The following is a 15,219-nucleotide window of genomic DNA, read 5'->3' on the forward strand; positions in this document are numbered from 1 at the left end:
CCGACTCGATCAGCACGCTCATGCCGCTGACCGCGCTGATCGAGTCGGCCACTGAAAAGTCTGTTGCACTGTTATTGCAGGTCAGATGGGGTGAACTGATTCAATGCTAACCGGCGTCGGCAACGCCCACCGCGCGGAAATCCTTTTCCGCCAAGGTATTTCGCCCGACCGTCCCAGTGTTCAGCTCACTTATGAAGAGTAGCAAGCGATCTGGTCCGACCTCGTCGACCTGATGAAGGTGGGTGTCATGGTCGTGGTCCGACCCGAACATGATCACGGCGCCCCCTCCTGCGCCGCCGGCCGCACCTGCGTCTACTGCCGCGCCGGCGACCCCTGCCGCCTCCGCGGCAACACGGTTATGGAAGGCCGAAATCTCTTCTGGTGCCCCAGCTGTCGGCCGAGGTGAATTCCGGTCCCGGTTGGACGAGCTCGCCCCCGCTGGAGGCGATGGCGCCGCGTGCCCGAGGGCGTCGGACGCTGGTCTTGCGCCAGGGCAATGGGCGCATTCGTCGATCATGTTGCAGTCCAATCGGTTCCGCACGACGCTAGCTTCCGTCTCCGGGTGGCTTGATCCGCGGTTCCGGTAGGGATTTAATCTGCGGGTTTTTTTCGATAGACGGTGGCGTGCCTGTCTACCTAAATTGGTCACATGCCCAGGTGATCTCTGGTGGCTCGAGTTCCCGCTGGTGCGAGAGGTTTTGCGGTGCCGGTCGAGGTGCTGCGTGCACAACGATGCGCTCGTTGGTGATCACCGAGGTGGAACATCCCCACACGAGAGCAGCTATTCCATGCGAAACAACCTTCTGATCACCGGTTTCATCGGCATCGCACTTGCCATTGGTGCTGGATCCGCTGCGGCCGAGCCGCTTTCAGTGGACGACGCGAGCGCGCCCCCGGCTGACACCACTACCGTTGCGGCCCTGCCGCCTGGCGAGGCCTGCGCGCAGAGTTTTCTCAGCGGGTGGGCCAGATCGGCGGCCACCGGCTCGGTCACCGGTTTGGCGACCGGCTACCTCGCCGGATCTTCCGCCGGGCCCCAGAGCGGTTCCGCCAGTGGACTGGTCACCGGGATTGTCTCCGGGCTGGCCAGCGGTTCCGGAGGTGGACTCGCCAGCTGCGCCCTCGGCGAGCTGGGCAATGATCTGCCCGGCACCGCCACCGGCTCGACCAGCGGGCCGGGGCGTGGATACCTGACCGGCTCCGCCGGTGGCTTCGCGGCCGGCTCGAGCGATGGCCTGCCGAGCGGGCTGGCGCGGAGTGTCCTGGCCGGGCTGCTCGGTGCGGCGACCAGCGGTTCGAGTCGTTAGTCCGCACTGTCCGGAGAACTGACACCCCGAATGCCTTGTGGCACTGCTACACAGCGGGCTTCTGGTCAGAGGCTGGTCGACGCCGTGGCGAATTCACCGGCGCTCGCCAAGGCGGTGTCCTCTTCGACTTCCTGCTGGGTCAGGCGCCTGCCGGTGTGGCCCAGGCCGAATCCGGCCAGTAGTGCGGCCAGTGCGAAGAAGGCCGCACCGGTGAGGAATGCGATGCGGTAGGCGCCTTCGGCCGGCAGTGCCACGACCGCACCGTTGGGAAGGGTGTGGCCCAGGGTGTCGCTGGTGAGGATCGTGACGACCAGCGCGCTGCCGATGGCGCCGCCCACCGTGCGCATGATCGAGTTGATCGAGTTGGCGATTCCGGTCTCGTGCGGTGCCACACTGGCGACGAGCAGTGCGGGCATGGCGGAGTAGGCGATCGCGATCGCGGCATTCGCGATGACCAGTGCGACAACAACTTCCACGCTCGTCGTATGGAGCAGCGCCAGGGCTGTCAGGGCGCACAGGCCGATGACGCTGGCGAGCAGCAGCACATAGCGAGCGCCGATCCGCCCGACCAGGCGCCCCGCGATCGGACCCATCAGCACCGAGGCCACCGCACCCGGCAGCATGAAGGCCACGCTGGTACGAAGCACCGAGGCATCGAAGCCGAACCCCGCCAGTGCTCGCGGCGTCGCCACGAAGTAGGTCGCGCCCAGGAACACGCTGAACATCGCGAATCCGACGCAGAAGCTGGCCAGGTTGGTCATCGCGACCGGGCGGTGCGCCAGCAGCGACGTCGCCACCAGCGGCTCGCGCAGCTTCGACTGCAGTAGCAGGAATCCTGCCAGCACGACCGCCGCGGCCACGAACAGCCCGATCACTCGTGCGCTGCCCCAACCCCATACGTGTCCTTGGGAGATCGGCAGCAGTAGGCAGACCAGGCCGATGCCCAGGACGGCTGCGCCCACGTAATCGACGCGGCCTCCCTGGCCCGCCCGGCGCGGCAGGGTGCGGAACGCCAACGCCAGCACCAGCACCGTCAGTACGACACACAGCCAGAAGATGCGACGGTAATCCGCGCCGCCCTGCGTCAGCAGACCCGTCGCCACCAGGGCAACGCCGCTGCCCACGCCCAGGGTCGAGGCGGTGACGGCCAATGCCCCGGTCAGGCGCTCGGTCGGAAGTTCATGGCGCAGCACGCTGATCGCCAGCGGGAACAGGCCGAAACTGGCTCCCTGCAAAGCCCTTCCGACGATGAGCAAGTCGATGCTGTGGGCCGACGCGGCGAGCACGCTGCCTGCCAGTGTCACCACCAGTGTCGCCAGCACAACCGGCTTGTGGCCGTAGACATCGCCCAGGCGGCCGAGCAGCGGCGTGAACGCCGAGGCGGCCAGCATCGTCGCGGTCGTCACCCATCCGACGGTCGTCGCCGAGACGCCGAGCTGCAGACCGATCTGCGGCAGTGCGGGCACGGGCAGTGTCTGGACCAGTGCCAGAAGGAACACGGTGCTGGCCATGGTCAGCACGATCGCGGTCGGCGATGAGGAACGCCGAAGCTCGAGCGGGGAGGTCATTCGCAGGACCCTACGCCGGAATCGACATAGTGTCGATTATGATAGACGCCACGTCCACTACAGGAATGGAAATCGCTCTATGGTGAGGTCATGGCGCAGCAGGGCGGACCCAAGGTGAACCAGGCCCGAGGCACGGCCGACGGAATCCGGCGCCGCGGCACCATGTCCAAAGGTGATCAGCGCGAGGCCCAGATCCTGGACGCGACCCGCCGCCTGCTGACCAAGAAGCCGATGGCCAAGCTGACCGTCGACGACATCACCAACGCCACCGACATCTCGCGCACCAGCTTCTACTTCTACTTCCCGTCCAAGCAGGCAGTCCTCGCGCGCCTGATGGAAGACGTGAGCGACAGCTTCGTCCAAACCCACGTCTGGCTGCCCTCCACCGGCCCACAGCGGGATCTGCTGCACGCCCAGCTCACCGGGGCAGCCGAGATCTGGCATGACAACAGCACGATCCTGGTCTGCTCACTGGAGGGTTACGACAGCAGCTATCCGCCGCTGACGGAATTCATCGATGCCATCCAGACCCGATTCACCAGCGCCCTGGCCGCCAAGATCGACCGCGACCGCGCGGCCGGGCTCGCACCGGAGGGGATCGACTCGGCAACCCTCGCGACTCTCGTCGCGCTGATGCGCGATGGCCGGCTCTCGCAGTTGTCCGCGGCGCCCCGGAACGAAGTGACTCGGGGCATCGACGACCTCGCCGAGGCAATCCTCCGCCTGATCTACGGCCGACTGGACTGACACCGACTCACTTCTGGTTATCGCCGGCGGGTCCTGCACTCGGTCATGGAAGACCGAAACCTGTTCTGGTGCCCCACCTGTCAGCCATCCCGACCGAGCCCTATCAAGTGCGCGCCGACATCGCAAGCACGGGACAGTCAGCCCAGCGAGCAGCGCGGCACCGGCACGGTCGTAAAACTCGCCAGGGACAAGGATCTTCCCGTCGATATCGTTTGGCCGGGTGGCGTGCCCACCAGCGCCGCCTGAGAGCATGGTCAGGTACAGGCGAAGCAGTACCCGATGAACTTCCGGCCGCGTCGGTATCCAGTTAGTTCAGACCAGGGACCCTTTGACTATCGGCGCGGTCGCGCGATGATCGATGCAGGCAATCAGGCCTCGGTTCAGGGTCCTGCATGCCGGATCGAGGTGCGGAAGATGTCACAGCCACAGATCGACCGGGAAGCATTGAACGCGGACCTGGAACGGGCACGGCGAGACTTTCATCAGCTACTGGCCACCACTGGTGACGATGAGTGGGCCGCTCGGTCGGACGGTACGCGGTGGACGAACGAGGAACTGTTGTTCCACATGGTGTTCGGATACATGATCGCCCAGAACCTTCTCGTTCTCGTGCGCCTGTTCGGGCGACTGCCCGCTGGGCCGAGTCGCGCGTACGCCGGGCTGCTGAACGCCGCCACGCGGCCGTTCGACGTCATCAACTTCTACGGCTCCAGGGTTGCCGCGAAGGTCTACAACCGGCGCAGGATGGGACCCAAACTCGATCGGGTGATCGCATCGATGCAGCGGTCTTTGCGGCAGGAAACCGATGCGGACTTCGCTCGCGGTATGCACTACCCGAATCGGTGGGACCCGTACTTTCACGAGTACATGACCCTCGCGGATGTCTATCGGTACCCGGGGCAGCATTACGACCATCATCGAAACCAGCTGACAGTCACCGGAACTCGCCGGCCGTAGCGTGATTCAGGTACAGCAGTTGGGGTCCAGGACCAGGCACAGTGCCGACAGTGCGTCCCGCCGGGCGCGGTGATAAATGTTCATGCCGCGCCGCTCGGACTCGATCAGTCCGGCTTTCTTCAATTGGCCCAGATGATGGCTGAGCGTCGACTCGGCCAGTCCGACTGTCGCGGCCAGTGCGCCCGTGTTTTCCTCGCCGAGCGGGTGGGTGAGCAGCAGGGACATCAGCTTGACCCGGACCGGGTCGGCGATCGCCTTGAGTCGCAAGGCCACTTCGAGTGCGGCGGCGTCGTCGATGGGTCCGGCCGCGACGGGTGAGCAGCAGACCGGGGCGGACATGTCGATGACGGGCAACGTCTTGGGCATGAGATCGACTGTACTAACCTTCTTGACATATGTCGAAGTCGTGACCGAGACTGAGTCTGCAAGTTCTTCGACATATGTCTCACAAGTGGAGGTTCTCATGTCTCGCATCCAGCTCGCCCTCAATGTCGACGACCTCGATCAGGCAGTGGCGTTCTATTCGACCCTGTTCAAGACCGAACCGGCCAAGCGCAAGCCGGGATACGCCAACTTCGCCGTCACCGAACCGCCGCTGAAGCTGGTGCTGCTCGAGAACCCCGGCCAGGGCGGCAGCATCAACCACCTCGGCGTCGAGGTCGAGACCTCCGGCCAGGTGCACGGCGAGATCGCCCGACTCTCGGACGCGGGCCTGTTCACCGAGGAGCAGATCGCCACCACGTGTTGCTTCGCCACCCAGGACAAGGTGTGGGTCACCGCCCCGGACGCCGAACGCTGGGAGGTCTACACCGTCCTGGCCGACAGCGAGACCTTCGGTGTGACAACAGAAGTCGCGCTTGCCGATGCCACGCAGAAGAGTGGTCAGGGCCCGTGCTGCGGCACCGCTCAGGAAGCCGCTGCCGACGACGCCTGCTGCGGCAGTACCGCCAGGGCGGATGCCGTGGCCTCCGGAGCCAACTGCTGCGACTGACCCGCGCAGCCCAGGATTGCAGGAGAGCGTCATGAATGCTGATCGCGACCGGATGCGAGCAGCGGTGCGCGCGAGATATGCCTCGGCGGCAACACAATTCGTCGAGACGGCCCAGATCTCGGACGACGGAGGTTGCGGCCCGGCCGACTGCGGCAGCGGTGCGGTGCATTTCGATGAGGCCGGGTTCGGTCGGGACTTCTATTCCGCGGCCGAGCAGGAACAGATTCCCGCTGATGCAGTCGCGGCGAGCCTGGGGTGCGGCAATCCCCTCGCCGTCGCGGATCTGTCGATCGGTGACGTCGTGCTGGACCTGGGTTCGGGCGCGGGCCTGGACGTGCTGCTGTCCGCCCGCCGAGTCGGCCCGACAGGCAAGGCGTACGGCCTCGATATGACCGATGAGATGCTCGCTCTCGCGCAAGCCAATACACGCGAGGCCGGTGCCACCAACGTCGAGTTCCTCAAAGGCGCCATCGAGGACATCCCGCTGCCGGCGGGCTCGGTGGACGTGGTGATCTCCAATTGCGTGATCAACCTGTCGGCCGACAAACCGGCGGTGTTCGCGCAGACCTTCCGCGTCTTACGGCCCGGCGGCAGGTTCGGAGTCACCGACGTTGTGGCCGAGGATCATCTGACGCCACAGGATCGTCTGGAGCGTGGGAGTCATATCGGTTGTATCGCCGGGGCGCTGACCTCCGCCGAATACCGTGCCGGGCTCGCGGAGGCCGGGTTCACCGGCATCGAGATCACCGCAACCCATGAGGTGGCCGAGGGCATGCATTCGGCGATCGTCAAGGCAATCAAACCGCGATAACCGGGTCGAACACCCGGCGGCCGAGTCCGTTCGTCTGATGTTCGTTTGCCTACTGATTCGATATCCATCAATATCGACTGGTGTCGAATCGAGAATTGCCGCTCACGGATGTGACCTCACCCGCCTGCGAGGTCACATCCGTCGTGCGCCGCCCCTTGACCGCGGAAGCGGCCGGGGAGCTGGCGGTCGCGTTCAAGGCCCTGTCCGATCCGGTGCGGTTGCGCCTGCTGTCGGTGGTGGCCAGCCACACCGGTGGCGAAGCCTGCGTGTGCGATCTGTCGGAGGGGTTCGACGTGGGTCAGCCCACCATCTCCCATCACCTCAAGGTGCTGCGCGAGGCCGGGCTGCTCAGCAGTGAGCGGCGCGGCTCCTGGGTCTACTACCGGGTAGTTCCCATTGCACTGCAACAACTCTCGGATGTACTTCTCGCGAAAGGCGACACCATCGCAGGAGTGAACGCGTGAGCGTGGAAGCAACCGCCGCCGAGCACGGCGTCGTCGGCAAACTATCGACTCTGGACCGGTTCCTGCCGGTGTGGATCGGTGTCGCCATGGCCGCCGGACTGCTACTCGGACGTCTGATCCCCGGCCTGGGAGATGCGCTCAGCGCTGTCGAGATCGACGGGATCTCATTGCCGATCGCGATCGGGCTGCTGATCATGATGTACCCGGTGCTGGCGAAGGTGCGCTACGACCGCCTCGACTCCGTCACCGGTGATCGGCGCCTGCTGCTGGGTTCGCTGCTGCTGAACTGGGTTCTCGGGCCGGCCCTGATGTTCGCGCTGGCCTGGATCTTCCTGCCGGACCTGCCCGAGTACCGCACCGGGCTCATTATCGTCGGCCTCGCGCGCTGCATCGCGATGGTCATCATCTGGAACGACCTGGCCTGCGGCGACCGCGAGGCCGCCGCGGTGCTCGTGGCACTGAATTCGGTGTTCCAGGTGATCATGTTCGCCGTACTCGGCTGGTTCTACCTCTCGGTGCTGCCCGGGTGGCTCGGCCTCGAGCAGACCGCCATCACCACCTCGCCGTGGCAGATCGCGAAATCGGTGCTGATCTTCCTCGGAATCCCTTTGCTGGCAGGCTTTCTGACCCGCCGCTTCGGTGAACGCGCGAAGGGCCGCGACTGGTACGAGGCGAAGTTCCTGCCACGCATCGGACCGTGGGCGCTGTACGGGCTGCTGTTCACGATCGTCATTCTATTTGCCCTGCAGGGTAATCAGATCACCTCCCACCCGTTGGATGTGGTGCGGATCGCGGTGCCGCTGCTGGCGTACTTCGCGATCATGTGGGGCGGCGGCTATCTCCTCGGTGCGCTCATGGGCCTGGGTTATGCGCGCACCACCACGCTGGCATTTACCGCTGCGGGCAACAACTTCGAGCTCGCCATTGCCGTCGCGATCGCCACTTACGGAGCGACTTCCGGTCAAGCCCTCGCCGGGGTCGTCGGGCCGCTGATCGAGGTTCCGGTTCTGGTCGGCCTGGTCTATGTCTCGCTGGCCCTGCGCAGCCGATTCCGCACCACTACCGCTATCGAGGAAAGGACACCGCAGCGGTGACTACCACACCTTCCGTACTGTTCGTCTGTGTCAAAAACGGCGGAAAGTCGCAGATGGCCGCGGGACTGATGCGCGCCGCCGCACACGGACGCGTCGAAGTCCATTCCGCGGGAACAGCTCCCGGCGGGAGTCTCAATGCCCTCTCGGTGCAGTCGTTGCTGGAAGCCGGGGTGGACATCCGCGAAGAATCACCCAAGCCCATAGACCCGCAGCTGCTGCGTTCGGTCGATCTCATCGTCACGCTCGGTCGTGAGGCGCACATCGAACCTGTCGGCGGCGTGCGAATCATCAACTGGGACACCGACGAACCCTCCGAACGTGGCATCGACGGCATCGAACGCATGCGCCTGGTCCGCGACGATATCGCCGCCCGCGTCCAGCAGCTGCTCACCGAACTGGATCTCCCCAACGGCTGAACACGATTCGCCCTCAGCCGTGTCAGTGGGCGCGTCAGGTTGAGATCAGGTCGGTATCAGCCGGGTTGGCGACAGTAGTCCTATGCAAAACACAGCGAACAACTCGACCGACTCGATCTGGACCGGCATGGTCACGGTCGAGGACACGGCCCTGGCCGTCACCGACACCGGCGGTTCCGGCATCCCCGTGATCTACCTCAACGGCCAGTTCGCCACTCAGGGGTACTGGAATAGGGTCGTCGAGGACCTCGGCCCCGGCTTCCGGCACATCACCTTCGACGAGCGGGCCCGTGGCAAGAAATCGAAGGAGTCGGCCGACTACTCGTTCGAAGCTTGTGTTCGCGACGTCGATGCGGTGCTTGCGGCCAGGGGTGTGGACCGGGTGCTGGTGGTGGGCTGGTCCTATGGGGCGTTCGTCGCGGCGCACTGGACCAGCCGCAATCCGGACCGTGCCATAGGTGCGGTGCTGGTCGATGGCGCCCAGCCGCACGACTGGCTTGACGACGCCATGGAGCAGCAGATCCGGAAGCTGTTCAAGCGGATCGGCTGGTTCGCGCCGCTGCTGCGTCCGACGGGCCTGACCCCGCGTTTGAACGCCGGGCAGATGGCGGACTGCAATATCGAACTGGGCAAGGTGGCCCGCAAGAGCAATCTGGGCCCCGTGCTGGACAAGATCACCGTCCCGACGCGGTACGTGGTCGCTTCGGGGACGTCCTTCGGAAGTAAAGGTGATGAGCAGGAACTCATTCGCGCCAGTCTCGACGCGGTGATTGTCCGCAACCCGAACATCGAAATCAGCGCGAAAGTCGCCAGCAACCACGATGCGATCCTGAAGAAGGATTTCCGCGCCGTTGCCGACGCTGCACGCGGGATCACCGCAACCTCCGACGTCGCTTGATGGAACCGGGACCGGACAGCGAACTCACTGGGCACGACCACCAGGAATGGGGGAGGTGCCCGGCGGGTTCGAACTGAGTGCCGGTTTCAGTCACCGCTACGAGCAGGAGAAGCCATGACCGCACGGGAACCCAAGATCCCCGGACCAGACCACCCGATCACCGTCGAGAAGACGGGTCAGCGCGTGACAGCGCGCGTCGGCGGGCACCTCATCGCCGATTCCACCAGGGCCTTGACCTTGCGGGAGGCGAATTACCCTCCGGTCCAATACATCCCGATCGAGGATGTCGACCCGGCTTTGCTCGCGGCCAGCGCCACCCAGACGTACTGCCCGTACAAGGGCGACGCGTCCTACTACAGCGTCGTCCTCGCCGACGGCGACCTGACCGACGCGGTGTGGTCCTACCGCGCGCCGTACGAGTCCGTCGCAGCCATCGCCGACCACGTCGCCTTCTACACCGATCGGGTGGAAGTCGTAGTCGGAGACTGACAGTCACGCAGCGCTTCGGATCTGCGGCGCCAGGATGCCTGCCGCAGTAATCCTTGCTACTGCGGGGTTTTCGTCACCATTCGGAAGCGCAGTTTGAATAATTGCCAGAGGCCGACCGCGAGCAGGGCGACGGTGGCGACGATGTAGGCGTCGCCCGGAAGATGTTGCCACCAGGCCCAATTGAGTTCGCGGTGTTTCCCGTTGGGTACCAGTCCCGGGCCGATCATGAACAGGGTGGCGAACCCGGCGATGACGGCGTAGCGCGGGTTGCTGGTCGTCCATGCCGCCGCCGTGACCAGGGCGGGGGCGACCCATACCCAGTGGTGGGTCCAGGACACCGGTGAGATCAGCAGCAGCACTGCGGCATTCACCAACAGCGCGGTGACCGAGAGCACGGTGACGGGGGTCGTGGGTTCGGCGACCCCGGCGGCCGCCTTCTCGACGGTGAAGAGGTGATGCATCAGCACCACTCCCGCGCAGACGACGGCCAGGCCGAGGCCGAGCCATACCGCGGTGGCGGCAGAATGGGTCAGGCCGAGCCGGAAGACCGTGCCCTTGATGGACTGGTTGCCCACATAATCGGGCGAGCCGATGCGATTGGTATCGCTGACGGCGTGGAACCAATACTGGCGCGATTCCTTGGGGAACAGCAGGAATCCGGACCCCACCACTGCCGCGGCGGTCGCCGCCGCCGTGCCCGCGGCCTTCCACTCCTTGCGGATCAGGAAGTACAGGATGAATGCCGCAGGAGTCAGTTTTGTCACCGCCGCGATGCCGATGAGCACTCCGCGCGGCCAGCGGGGCTTCACGGTCAAACAGTCGAGGGCAACCGCTGCCATGAGGACAAGATTGATCTGCCCGAACCACATGGTGGTCCGGACGGGTTCGATCGCGAGCATGGTGGCGACCGCGGTCCCCGTCAGCACGGCTTTGGTGCGCAGTTCCAGATCCGGTCGAACCCGGGACAGCACCAGCCACAGGGTCGTGGTGAGACAGGCCAGCGAACTTGCCGTTACCAGCAGTTCGGCCAGCCAGAGCGGCACCACCGCCAACGGAATCATCAATAGCGCCGCGGACGGGGGGTAGGTGAACGGTAGATCGGTATGGCCGCGCACCGGCAGGGTCGGGCCGTACAGTCCGCCGTGATGCAGCCAGCCCAGCGTGCCGACTCGATAGACCTGCAGGTCCAGAAAGCCGTGCAGCGCCGTGAAGAGAAGTGTCAGGCCCACCGATAGCAGAACTCCGACCACGATCGGAACAACGGGAATGTACCTTCGGCCGTCGGACTTAGGTTTGCGCAGCAAGCTTCGCTGCCCCGTCCGCATCGTGATCATCAGGCAGACACTAACCTTTCGGCTTTCGCGCGAGTTGTCCGGATTGCATTGCGGGAGTGGCTAGTAGATGGCTGGAGTCTGTCCCACCCCGACCGCCCCAGTGCGCCAAACGGCTCCCGGCCGAGGCGAACCAGGTCGCGTAGAACACGAGCGAAACGGTAGCCAGCACGCCCAGCACGGCAAACCCGGCGGGCACCGGATACTCGGCCATGGTCACGGCCAGGAATCTGTAGGACAGCAGCAGCCCGGCGAGTGCCACGACACCGAGCGACACGATGCGCACGCGATTGCGGTGCCAGCCGCTGTCCGGGTCGCGCAGCACCGACTCCACCGTCAGGCACAGGACCACACCGGCCACCAGATCGCTGCCGTAGTGGTAGCCGAAGCCGAGCGTCGCGAGCAGCGTGCACACCAGCCACAGCGCACCGGCCCAGCGCAGCCACCGCGGCGCGGAGCGGGAGTGGATGAACAGCGCTGTCGCCCAGGCGGTATGCATCGACGGCATGCAATTGCGGGCGGTGACCGAATCGAACAGCATCGGTTTCGGCGCGTATGTCAAGGCGGGCAGTGCATCCGGCCAGTTACCCAATTGCAGCCCATGGCCCAGTGGACCGTAGGCGAAAACTGGGCCGACCACGGGAAAGAGCACATAGCCGATCGGGCCGATCACGCCCAGCGCCAGGAAGGTGCGCAGCAGGCTGTGCTGCGGCCACGGACTGGTTGTCACATTGCGCAGCTGCCACACCGCGACCACCATCGCCGCTACCGGCAGCTGGATGTACACCACATGCAGCACATGCGACGGTATGGGGCCGAGCGCTTCGAGCATTCGGCCGACCAGCCAGGCCGGTTCTCCCAGCGCCCGATCGGCGAGCTGAACATATTGATCGAGCACCTGCGGACCCGCGATGATGCTGACCATCAGCCAGGTGTCCGCGACCTTCGAGGCCATGATCAGCAGGACGCCGAATGCGATCGCGTGCAATGCCGTACGCCGTTGCCGGCCCCGCCAGCGGCATGCCGTCACCGTCAATGCGGTCAGGGCCAGCGTCGGGCCGGTGCCGATCGACACATGCCATCCGCACACCACCTGCAAACCCAGCGTCAGCAGATCCAAGACCGCCGCCGCGGCCAGGCTGACGATCCGCGCGCGCGCGCGAACGCCGACGCAGGCCAGCCCCAGCCCCGCCCAGGACACGGCCGCCGACTGCGGATTGCCCAGGTAATCGTCGAGCAGACTGCGCAGTGGACCCATGACCCCGTGCGTCGAGGCCCACACCTGAACGACCACCAGCAGCACCGCCGCCGCGATCAGTCCGGCAGCAGGTATGAGCCGAGAACCGACCCCGTCGCCGGACAGCGACGAGCCGGAAACTTTCACCTCATGGTCGACCAGCACTGTAAATCGATAACACAGGTTAAACGGAGGCACAACTTCCGGTTACGGGCAGTTGTCCAGCATCCCTCCCGCAACCCCTGCTGGAAGGCTCATCGGAGTCGGCCCGCTTAGCCCCGCAGTGACTATTGCCCGCCGTCGAACGGCTCGAGCGGACCCGCACTCGCCCGATCGCGGACCGGTGTGGTGACGCAGCTCTCATCGAGGTGATTCAAATCCGGCATCGACTCGACATACGAGAGGTGGTCGACTGCCTCCGAATGTACTCGCGGGGATGGCAGCGGTTGCGGGAGGAACGGTGGGTTAGAAGCCGCCGCCGTCGAAGCTGTCCATGCCGCCGAAATCGCCGTAGTCGCCGAAATCGCTTCCGCCGAGGTCGGATCGGGGGTCGATATTGCCGGCGTCGGCGTAGCCGGGGTCGTCACCACTGTTGTCGTAGCCGGAGGGGTCGCCGGTGTTGGTGTCGCCCGCGTCCAGGCCGGCTTGGTAGCCGTCGCCGTAGCCGTTTTCGAAGGCGGCGGCGTTGTAGTCGACGCCGGACATGCCGGTGAAGAGGGCGTCGAAGAGCAGGACCGAGCCGACGCCCCAGGCGCCTGCGACGAGGGCTGTGCGCCACCAGGGTTCGGAGTACCAGCCGGCGGGGACGGGGCGGCCTGCGACTCGGCCGCCGGGGTAGTAGTTGGGGGTCTGGTCCGAGGGGGCGGGGGAGGCTTCGATGCTGCGGCCGTCGTACGCGACGGTGCGGGCTTCGGTGACCTTGCCCGCGCTGCGCTGGCCGTCGAGTTCGGGGACCGCGGGGCCGGGGTCCATGCCCATGGCGGAGCGGGCGGCGCTCACGTAGTAGAGCCCTTCCAGCGCGGTCTCTTTCGCCAGGCGCGCTTGGGCGAGGGTGGTGGCCTGCTCGATCTGCGAGCCCGCGGCATTGAATCGCTCACCGGCGTCGGCCAGGGCCTGGCGGGAGGGATCGTCGGATCCGGTCAGGTTGTAGACCTGTCCGCCGAGCCGTTCGATGACCCGCCGCGCATCGGCTTTGGCATCGGCGAGTTGGGTATTCGCGCGGGACACTCGGCCGCGATTGACGACCAGTACCGCCAGCAGAACGACGACCATGACGAGGAGCAGAACGACAACCGTAGCCACGTCCACCACCCTACGCGCAGCGATTGCCGGTCAATTGCTACGCGCGCTGTGGCAGGACTGTCTCAGCCTGCGACGGCGGCGAATCGTGGACCCGGGGCGTCTGAATCGACCTCCTCGGGGTCGAGTTCGGACACCGCGAACTGTCGCTTGCCCGCGGTCTTCGCCGAGTACATGGCACGGTCGGCGCTGCGCAGCAGATTCGGGAAGTCGCAGTCGCGGCCGGGCGGGCAGAAGGCAGTACCGACGCTCGCCGACGCCGGGACCGGACCGGCCGCCGTGTAGACGGGCTCACACAGCGCCGCGAGCACCCGCATGGCCAGCTCACCCAGCGCATTGCGGCGTGCGGGCAGTGCGACCACGAATTCGTCGCCGCCGTAGCGGGAGATCACCGTTTCGGGCGGGCAGGTGGCGCGCAGCCGCTGTGCGATGGTGACCAGCACCTCGTCGCCGACCGAATGTCCGTAGCCGTCATTGATCTGCTTGAAGTCGTCCAGATCGATGAGCAGCAACCCCACCCCGCGCATCGGATCGGTGGCCATCAAGCGCACCCGTTCCTTGAGCAGCGAGCGATTGGCCAGATCGGTGAGCGCATCGTGCGTGGCCTCGTGCCGCAGCCTGGTCTGCAATGCCGCGATTTCCTGCACCCGCACCGACACCGCCTCCGAGAGGCTGCGTTCCTGCTGCGCCAGCGCCCGCTGCTGCAGGGCTTCGGCATAACTGTCGATGGCCTGACTGGCGATGAACGGCCAGCGGGTGGCGATCAGTGATCCTGGTTCGCCGGGTGCGAGACCCAGCAGGGCCCGGCTGGCCGGTGCGAGCATGCGGGTGCGGTCGAACGGTGATTCCGCGAGCCGGCGGCCGATGGCGCGGGCCGCGGGGACCGGAAACGGTTCGGATCCGGCTAGTTCCAGCAGTTCACCGATGATGCGGGTGAAAATACGTTCCACTTCCTCCGGGCCGAGTGCCGGCACGGTGGTGCCGCTCGGGTGCACTGCCCGCACCCATTCCCGGATGGTGGCCCTGACGATCGTGCTGGTTCGGCTGTCGAGTCGGATGGGCATGCGCGCTCACCCGGCGAACGTGACGTCTGTGCCAGCGGCGAAGCCGATGACGCGGGCGCTGCCTGCGCCCGTCGTGCCCTTCGAATCGAACTCACTAACTCGCGGTCGGCATGTATGGTGCACGCTCACCGCCCCCTTTCCAGATACCCCCGTCCGGACAAAAAGGATCCGAGCAAGCCACCCGGCATCGAAAGACCCTGTTTCCGAACGGGTTCCCGGTGCCTCGCGAATGGCGATCGGATGTCTGATCGCTTTCGCACACTAGGCGTTACACCCAATTTCCGCGAGTCTCCGCGACGCGCCGAAGGCTCCGGCACGACCGGCAGCAACGTGGGCGGATACGGCCCGATTGGCATTGGCGGAGCGAGGTTCGGTAGAGTGCTCAACGCATGCCGCACCGGGCTTCCGGTGCGCGGTACGCGGGTGTAGTTCAATGGTAGAACTTCAGCCTTCCAAGCTGATAGCGCGGGTTCGATTCCCGTCACCCGCTCTTCTCCCTGCTGGGAGCCTCGGCCTCGGCCGAACAGGTCACGGGGTGTAGCGCAG

16 protein-coding genes, 1 tRNA gene and 1 pseudogene are annotated in these 15,219 nt (G+C 65.7%); 12 read left to right on the forward strand and 6 right to left on the reverse strand.

Annotated elements, in window-relative coordinates; translation table 11 throughout:
• Positions 1–100 precede the first annotated feature (100 nt).
• Both JWN03_RS40480 and JWN03_RS40485 read left to right on the forward strand, forming a co-directional pair.
• Positions 101–406, forward strand: a pseudogene (locus JWN03_RS40480) (Fpg/Nei family DNA glycosylase); the annotation flags it as partial.
• Positions 407–788: 382 nt separating this feature from the next.
• The gene (locus tag JWN03_RS40485) at positions 789–1,307 is read left to right on the forward strand and encodes a hypothetical protein (RefSeq protein WP_297627109.1); all 519 of its coding nucleotides are present in this window, start codon (positions 789–791) and stop codon (positions 1,305–1,307) included.
• A 65-nt stretch (positions 1,308–1,372) separates the two neighbouring features.
• On the opposite strand, the gene JWN03_RS40490 is transcribed toward JWN03_RS40485, so the two are convergent.
• Complete coding sequence (locus JWN03_RS40490; RefSeq protein ID WP_297627112.1) at positions 1,373–2,875, reverse strand: MFS transporter; 1,503 nt, start codon at positions 2,873–2,875, stop codon at positions 1,373–1,375.
• A 90-nt stretch (positions 2,876–2,965) separates the two neighbouring features.
• On the opposite strand from JWN03_RS40490, the gene JWN03_RS40495 reads away from it, so the two are divergent.
• Positions 2,966–3,622: a TetR/AcrR family transcriptional regulator gene (locus tag JWN03_RS40495; protein WP_297627114.1), complete on the forward strand. Its 657-nt coding sequence runs from the start codon at positions 2,966–2,968 to the stop codon at positions 3,620–3,622.
• Between the two features lie 414 nt (positions 3,623–4,036).
• Complete coding sequence (locus tag JWN03_RS40500; RefSeq protein ID WP_297627120.1) at positions 4,037–4,579, forward strand: DinB family protein; 543 nt, start codon at positions 4,037–4,039, stop codon at positions 4,577–4,579.
• 6 nt (positions 4,580–4,585) lie between these two features.
• Here the strand turns inward: JWN03_RS40500 and JWN03_RS40505 are convergent, their stop codons facing one another.
• Positions 4,586–4,945, reverse strand: a complete 360-nt coding sequence (locus JWN03_RS40505) for an Rv2640c family ArsR-like transcriptional regulator (RefSeq protein WP_297627123.1) — start codon at positions 4,943–4,945, stop codon at positions 4,586–4,588.
• Positions 4,946–5,042: 97 nt separating this feature from the next.
• Here JWN03_RS40505 and JWN03_RS40510 point away from each other — a divergent pair, with 97 nt between their 5' ends.
• The 7 genes from JWN03_RS40510 to JWN03_RS40540 all read left to right on the forward strand — a co-directional run bounded on the left by JWN03_RS40510 (position 5,043) and on the right by JWN03_RS40540 (position 9,742).
• On the forward strand, positions 5,043–5,570 hold the full coding sequence (locus JWN03_RS40510; RefSeq protein ID WP_297627124.1) for an ArsI/CadI family heavy metal resistance metalloenzyme: 528 nt from the start codon (positions 5,043–5,045) through the stop codon (positions 5,568–5,570).
• A 31-nt stretch (positions 5,571–5,601) separates the two neighbouring features.
• Positions 5,602–6,381, forward strand: a complete 780-nt coding sequence (arsM, locus tag JWN03_RS40515) for an arsenite methyltransferase (protein WP_297627126.1) — start codon at positions 5,602–5,604, stop codon at positions 6,379–6,381.
• 80 nt (positions 6,382–6,461) lie between these two features.
• Positions 6,462–6,845: an ArsR/SmtB family transcription factor gene (locus JWN03_RS40520; RefSeq protein ID WP_297627129.1), complete on the forward strand. Its 384-nt coding sequence runs from the start codon at positions 6,462–6,464 to the stop codon at positions 6,843–6,845.
• Positions 6,846–6,847: 2 nt separating this feature from the next.
• The gene (gene arsB / locus JWN03_RS40525; RefSeq protein ID WP_441343154.1) at positions 6,848–7,939 is read left to right on the forward strand and encodes an ACR3 family arsenite efflux transporter; all 1,092 of its coding nucleotides are present in this window, start codon (positions 6,848–6,850) and stop codon (positions 7,937–7,939) included.
• Entirely contained in the window at positions 7,936–8,355 is a 420-nt protein-coding gene (locus JWN03_RS40530) for an arsenate-mycothiol transferase ArsC (RefSeq protein WP_441343153.1), read from the forward strand. The genes arsB and JWN03_RS40530 overlap by 4 nt, the downstream gene beginning before the upstream one ends.
• 82 nt (positions 8,356–8,437) lie before the next feature.
• Complete coding sequence (locus JWN03_RS40535; protein WP_297627134.1) at positions 8,438–9,253, forward strand: alpha/beta fold hydrolase; 816 nt, start codon at positions 8,438–8,440, stop codon at positions 9,251–9,253.
• Positions 9,254–9,367: 114 nt separating this feature from the next.
• Positions 9,368–9,742, forward strand: a complete 375-nt coding sequence (locus JWN03_RS40540) for a DUF427 domain-containing protein (protein WP_297627137.1) — start codon at positions 9,368–9,370, stop codon at positions 9,740–9,742.
• A gap of 56 nt (positions 9,743–9,798) precedes the next feature.
• Here the strand turns inward: JWN03_RS40540 and JWN03_RS40545 are convergent, their stop codons facing one another.
• From JWN03_RS40545 to JWN03_RS40560, 4 genes are all read right to left on the reverse strand, one after another.
• On the reverse strand, positions 9,799–11,076 hold the full coding sequence (locus JWN03_RS40545; RefSeq protein WP_297627141.1) for a glycosyltransferase 87 family protein: 1,278 nt from the start codon (positions 11,074–11,076) through the stop codon (positions 9,799–9,801).
• 10 nt (positions 11,077–11,086) lie between these two features.
• Entirely contained in the window at positions 11,087–12,436 is a 1,350-nt protein-coding gene (locus tag JWN03_RS40550) for a phosphatase PAP2 family protein (protein ID WP_297627152.1), read from the reverse strand.
• A 339-nt stretch (positions 12,437–12,775) separates the two neighbouring features.
• On the reverse strand, positions 12,776–13,612 hold the full coding sequence (locus tag JWN03_RS40555; protein WP_297627144.1) for a DUF1542 domain-containing protein: 837 nt from the start codon (positions 13,610–13,612) through the stop codon (positions 12,776–12,778).
• Positions 13,613–13,674: 62 nt separating this feature from the next.
• Positions 13,675–14,673, reverse strand: coding sequence for a GGDEF domain-containing protein (locus JWN03_RS40560; RefSeq protein ID WP_297627146.1), 999 nt, complete (start codon positions 14,671–14,673; stop codon positions 13,675–13,677).
• A 419-nt stretch (positions 14,674–15,092) separates the two neighbouring features.
• Here JWN03_RS40560 and JWN03_RS40565 point away from each other — a divergent pair.
• Positions 15,093–15,163, forward strand: a tRNA-Gly gene (locus JWN03_RS40565).
• The last annotated feature ends 56 nt before the right edge of the window (positions 15,164–15,219 follow it).

The organism is Nocardia sp., assembly GCF_025465275.1.
In the GTDB taxonomy this organism is placed as follows: domain Bacteria; phylum Actinomycetota; class Actinomycetes; order Mycobacteriales; family Mycobacteriaceae; genus Nocardia.

Coding starts and splice junctions, on each gene's coding strand:
- JWN03_RS40485 (WP_297627109.1), top strand. CDS start 789: ATGCGAAACAACCTTCTGATCACCGGTTTCATCGGCATCGCACTTGCC.
- JWN03_RS40490 (WP_297627112.1), bottom strand. CDS start 2,875: ATGACCTCCCCGCTCGAGCTTCGGCGTTCCTCATCGCCGACCGCGATC.
- JWN03_RS40495 (WP_297627114.1), top strand. CDS start 2,966: ATGGCGCAGCAGGGCGGACCCAAGGTGAACCAGGCCCGAGGCACGGCC.
- JWN03_RS40500 (WP_297627120.1), top strand. CDS start 4,037: ATGTCACAGCCACAGATCGACCGGGAAGCATTGAACGCGGACCTGGAA.
- JWN03_RS40505 (WP_297627123.1), bottom strand. CDS start 4,945: ATGCCCAAGACGTTGCCCGTCATCGACATGTCCGCCCCGGTCTGCTGC.
- JWN03_RS40510 (WP_297627124.1), top strand. CDS start 5,043: ATGTCTCGCATCCAGCTCGCCCTCAATGTCGACGACCTCGATCAGGCA.
- arsM (WP_297627126.1), top strand. CDS start 5,602: ATGAATGCTGATCGCGACCGGATGCGAGCAGCGGTGCGCGCGAGATAT.
- JWN03_RS40535 (WP_297627134.1), top strand. CDS start 8,438: ATGCAAAACACAGCGAACAACTCGACCGACTCGATCTGGACCGGCATG.
- JWN03_RS40540 (WP_297627137.1), top strand. CDS start 9,368: ATGACCGCACGGGAACCCAAGATCCCCGGACCAGACCACCCGATCACC.
- JWN03_RS40545 (WP_297627141.1), bottom strand. CDS start 11,076: ATGATCACGATGCGGACGGGGCAGCGAAGCTTGCTGCGCAAACCTAAG.
- JWN03_RS40560 (WP_297627146.1), bottom strand. CDS start 14,673: ATGCCCATCCGACTCGACAGCCGAACCAGCACGATCGTCAGGGCCACC.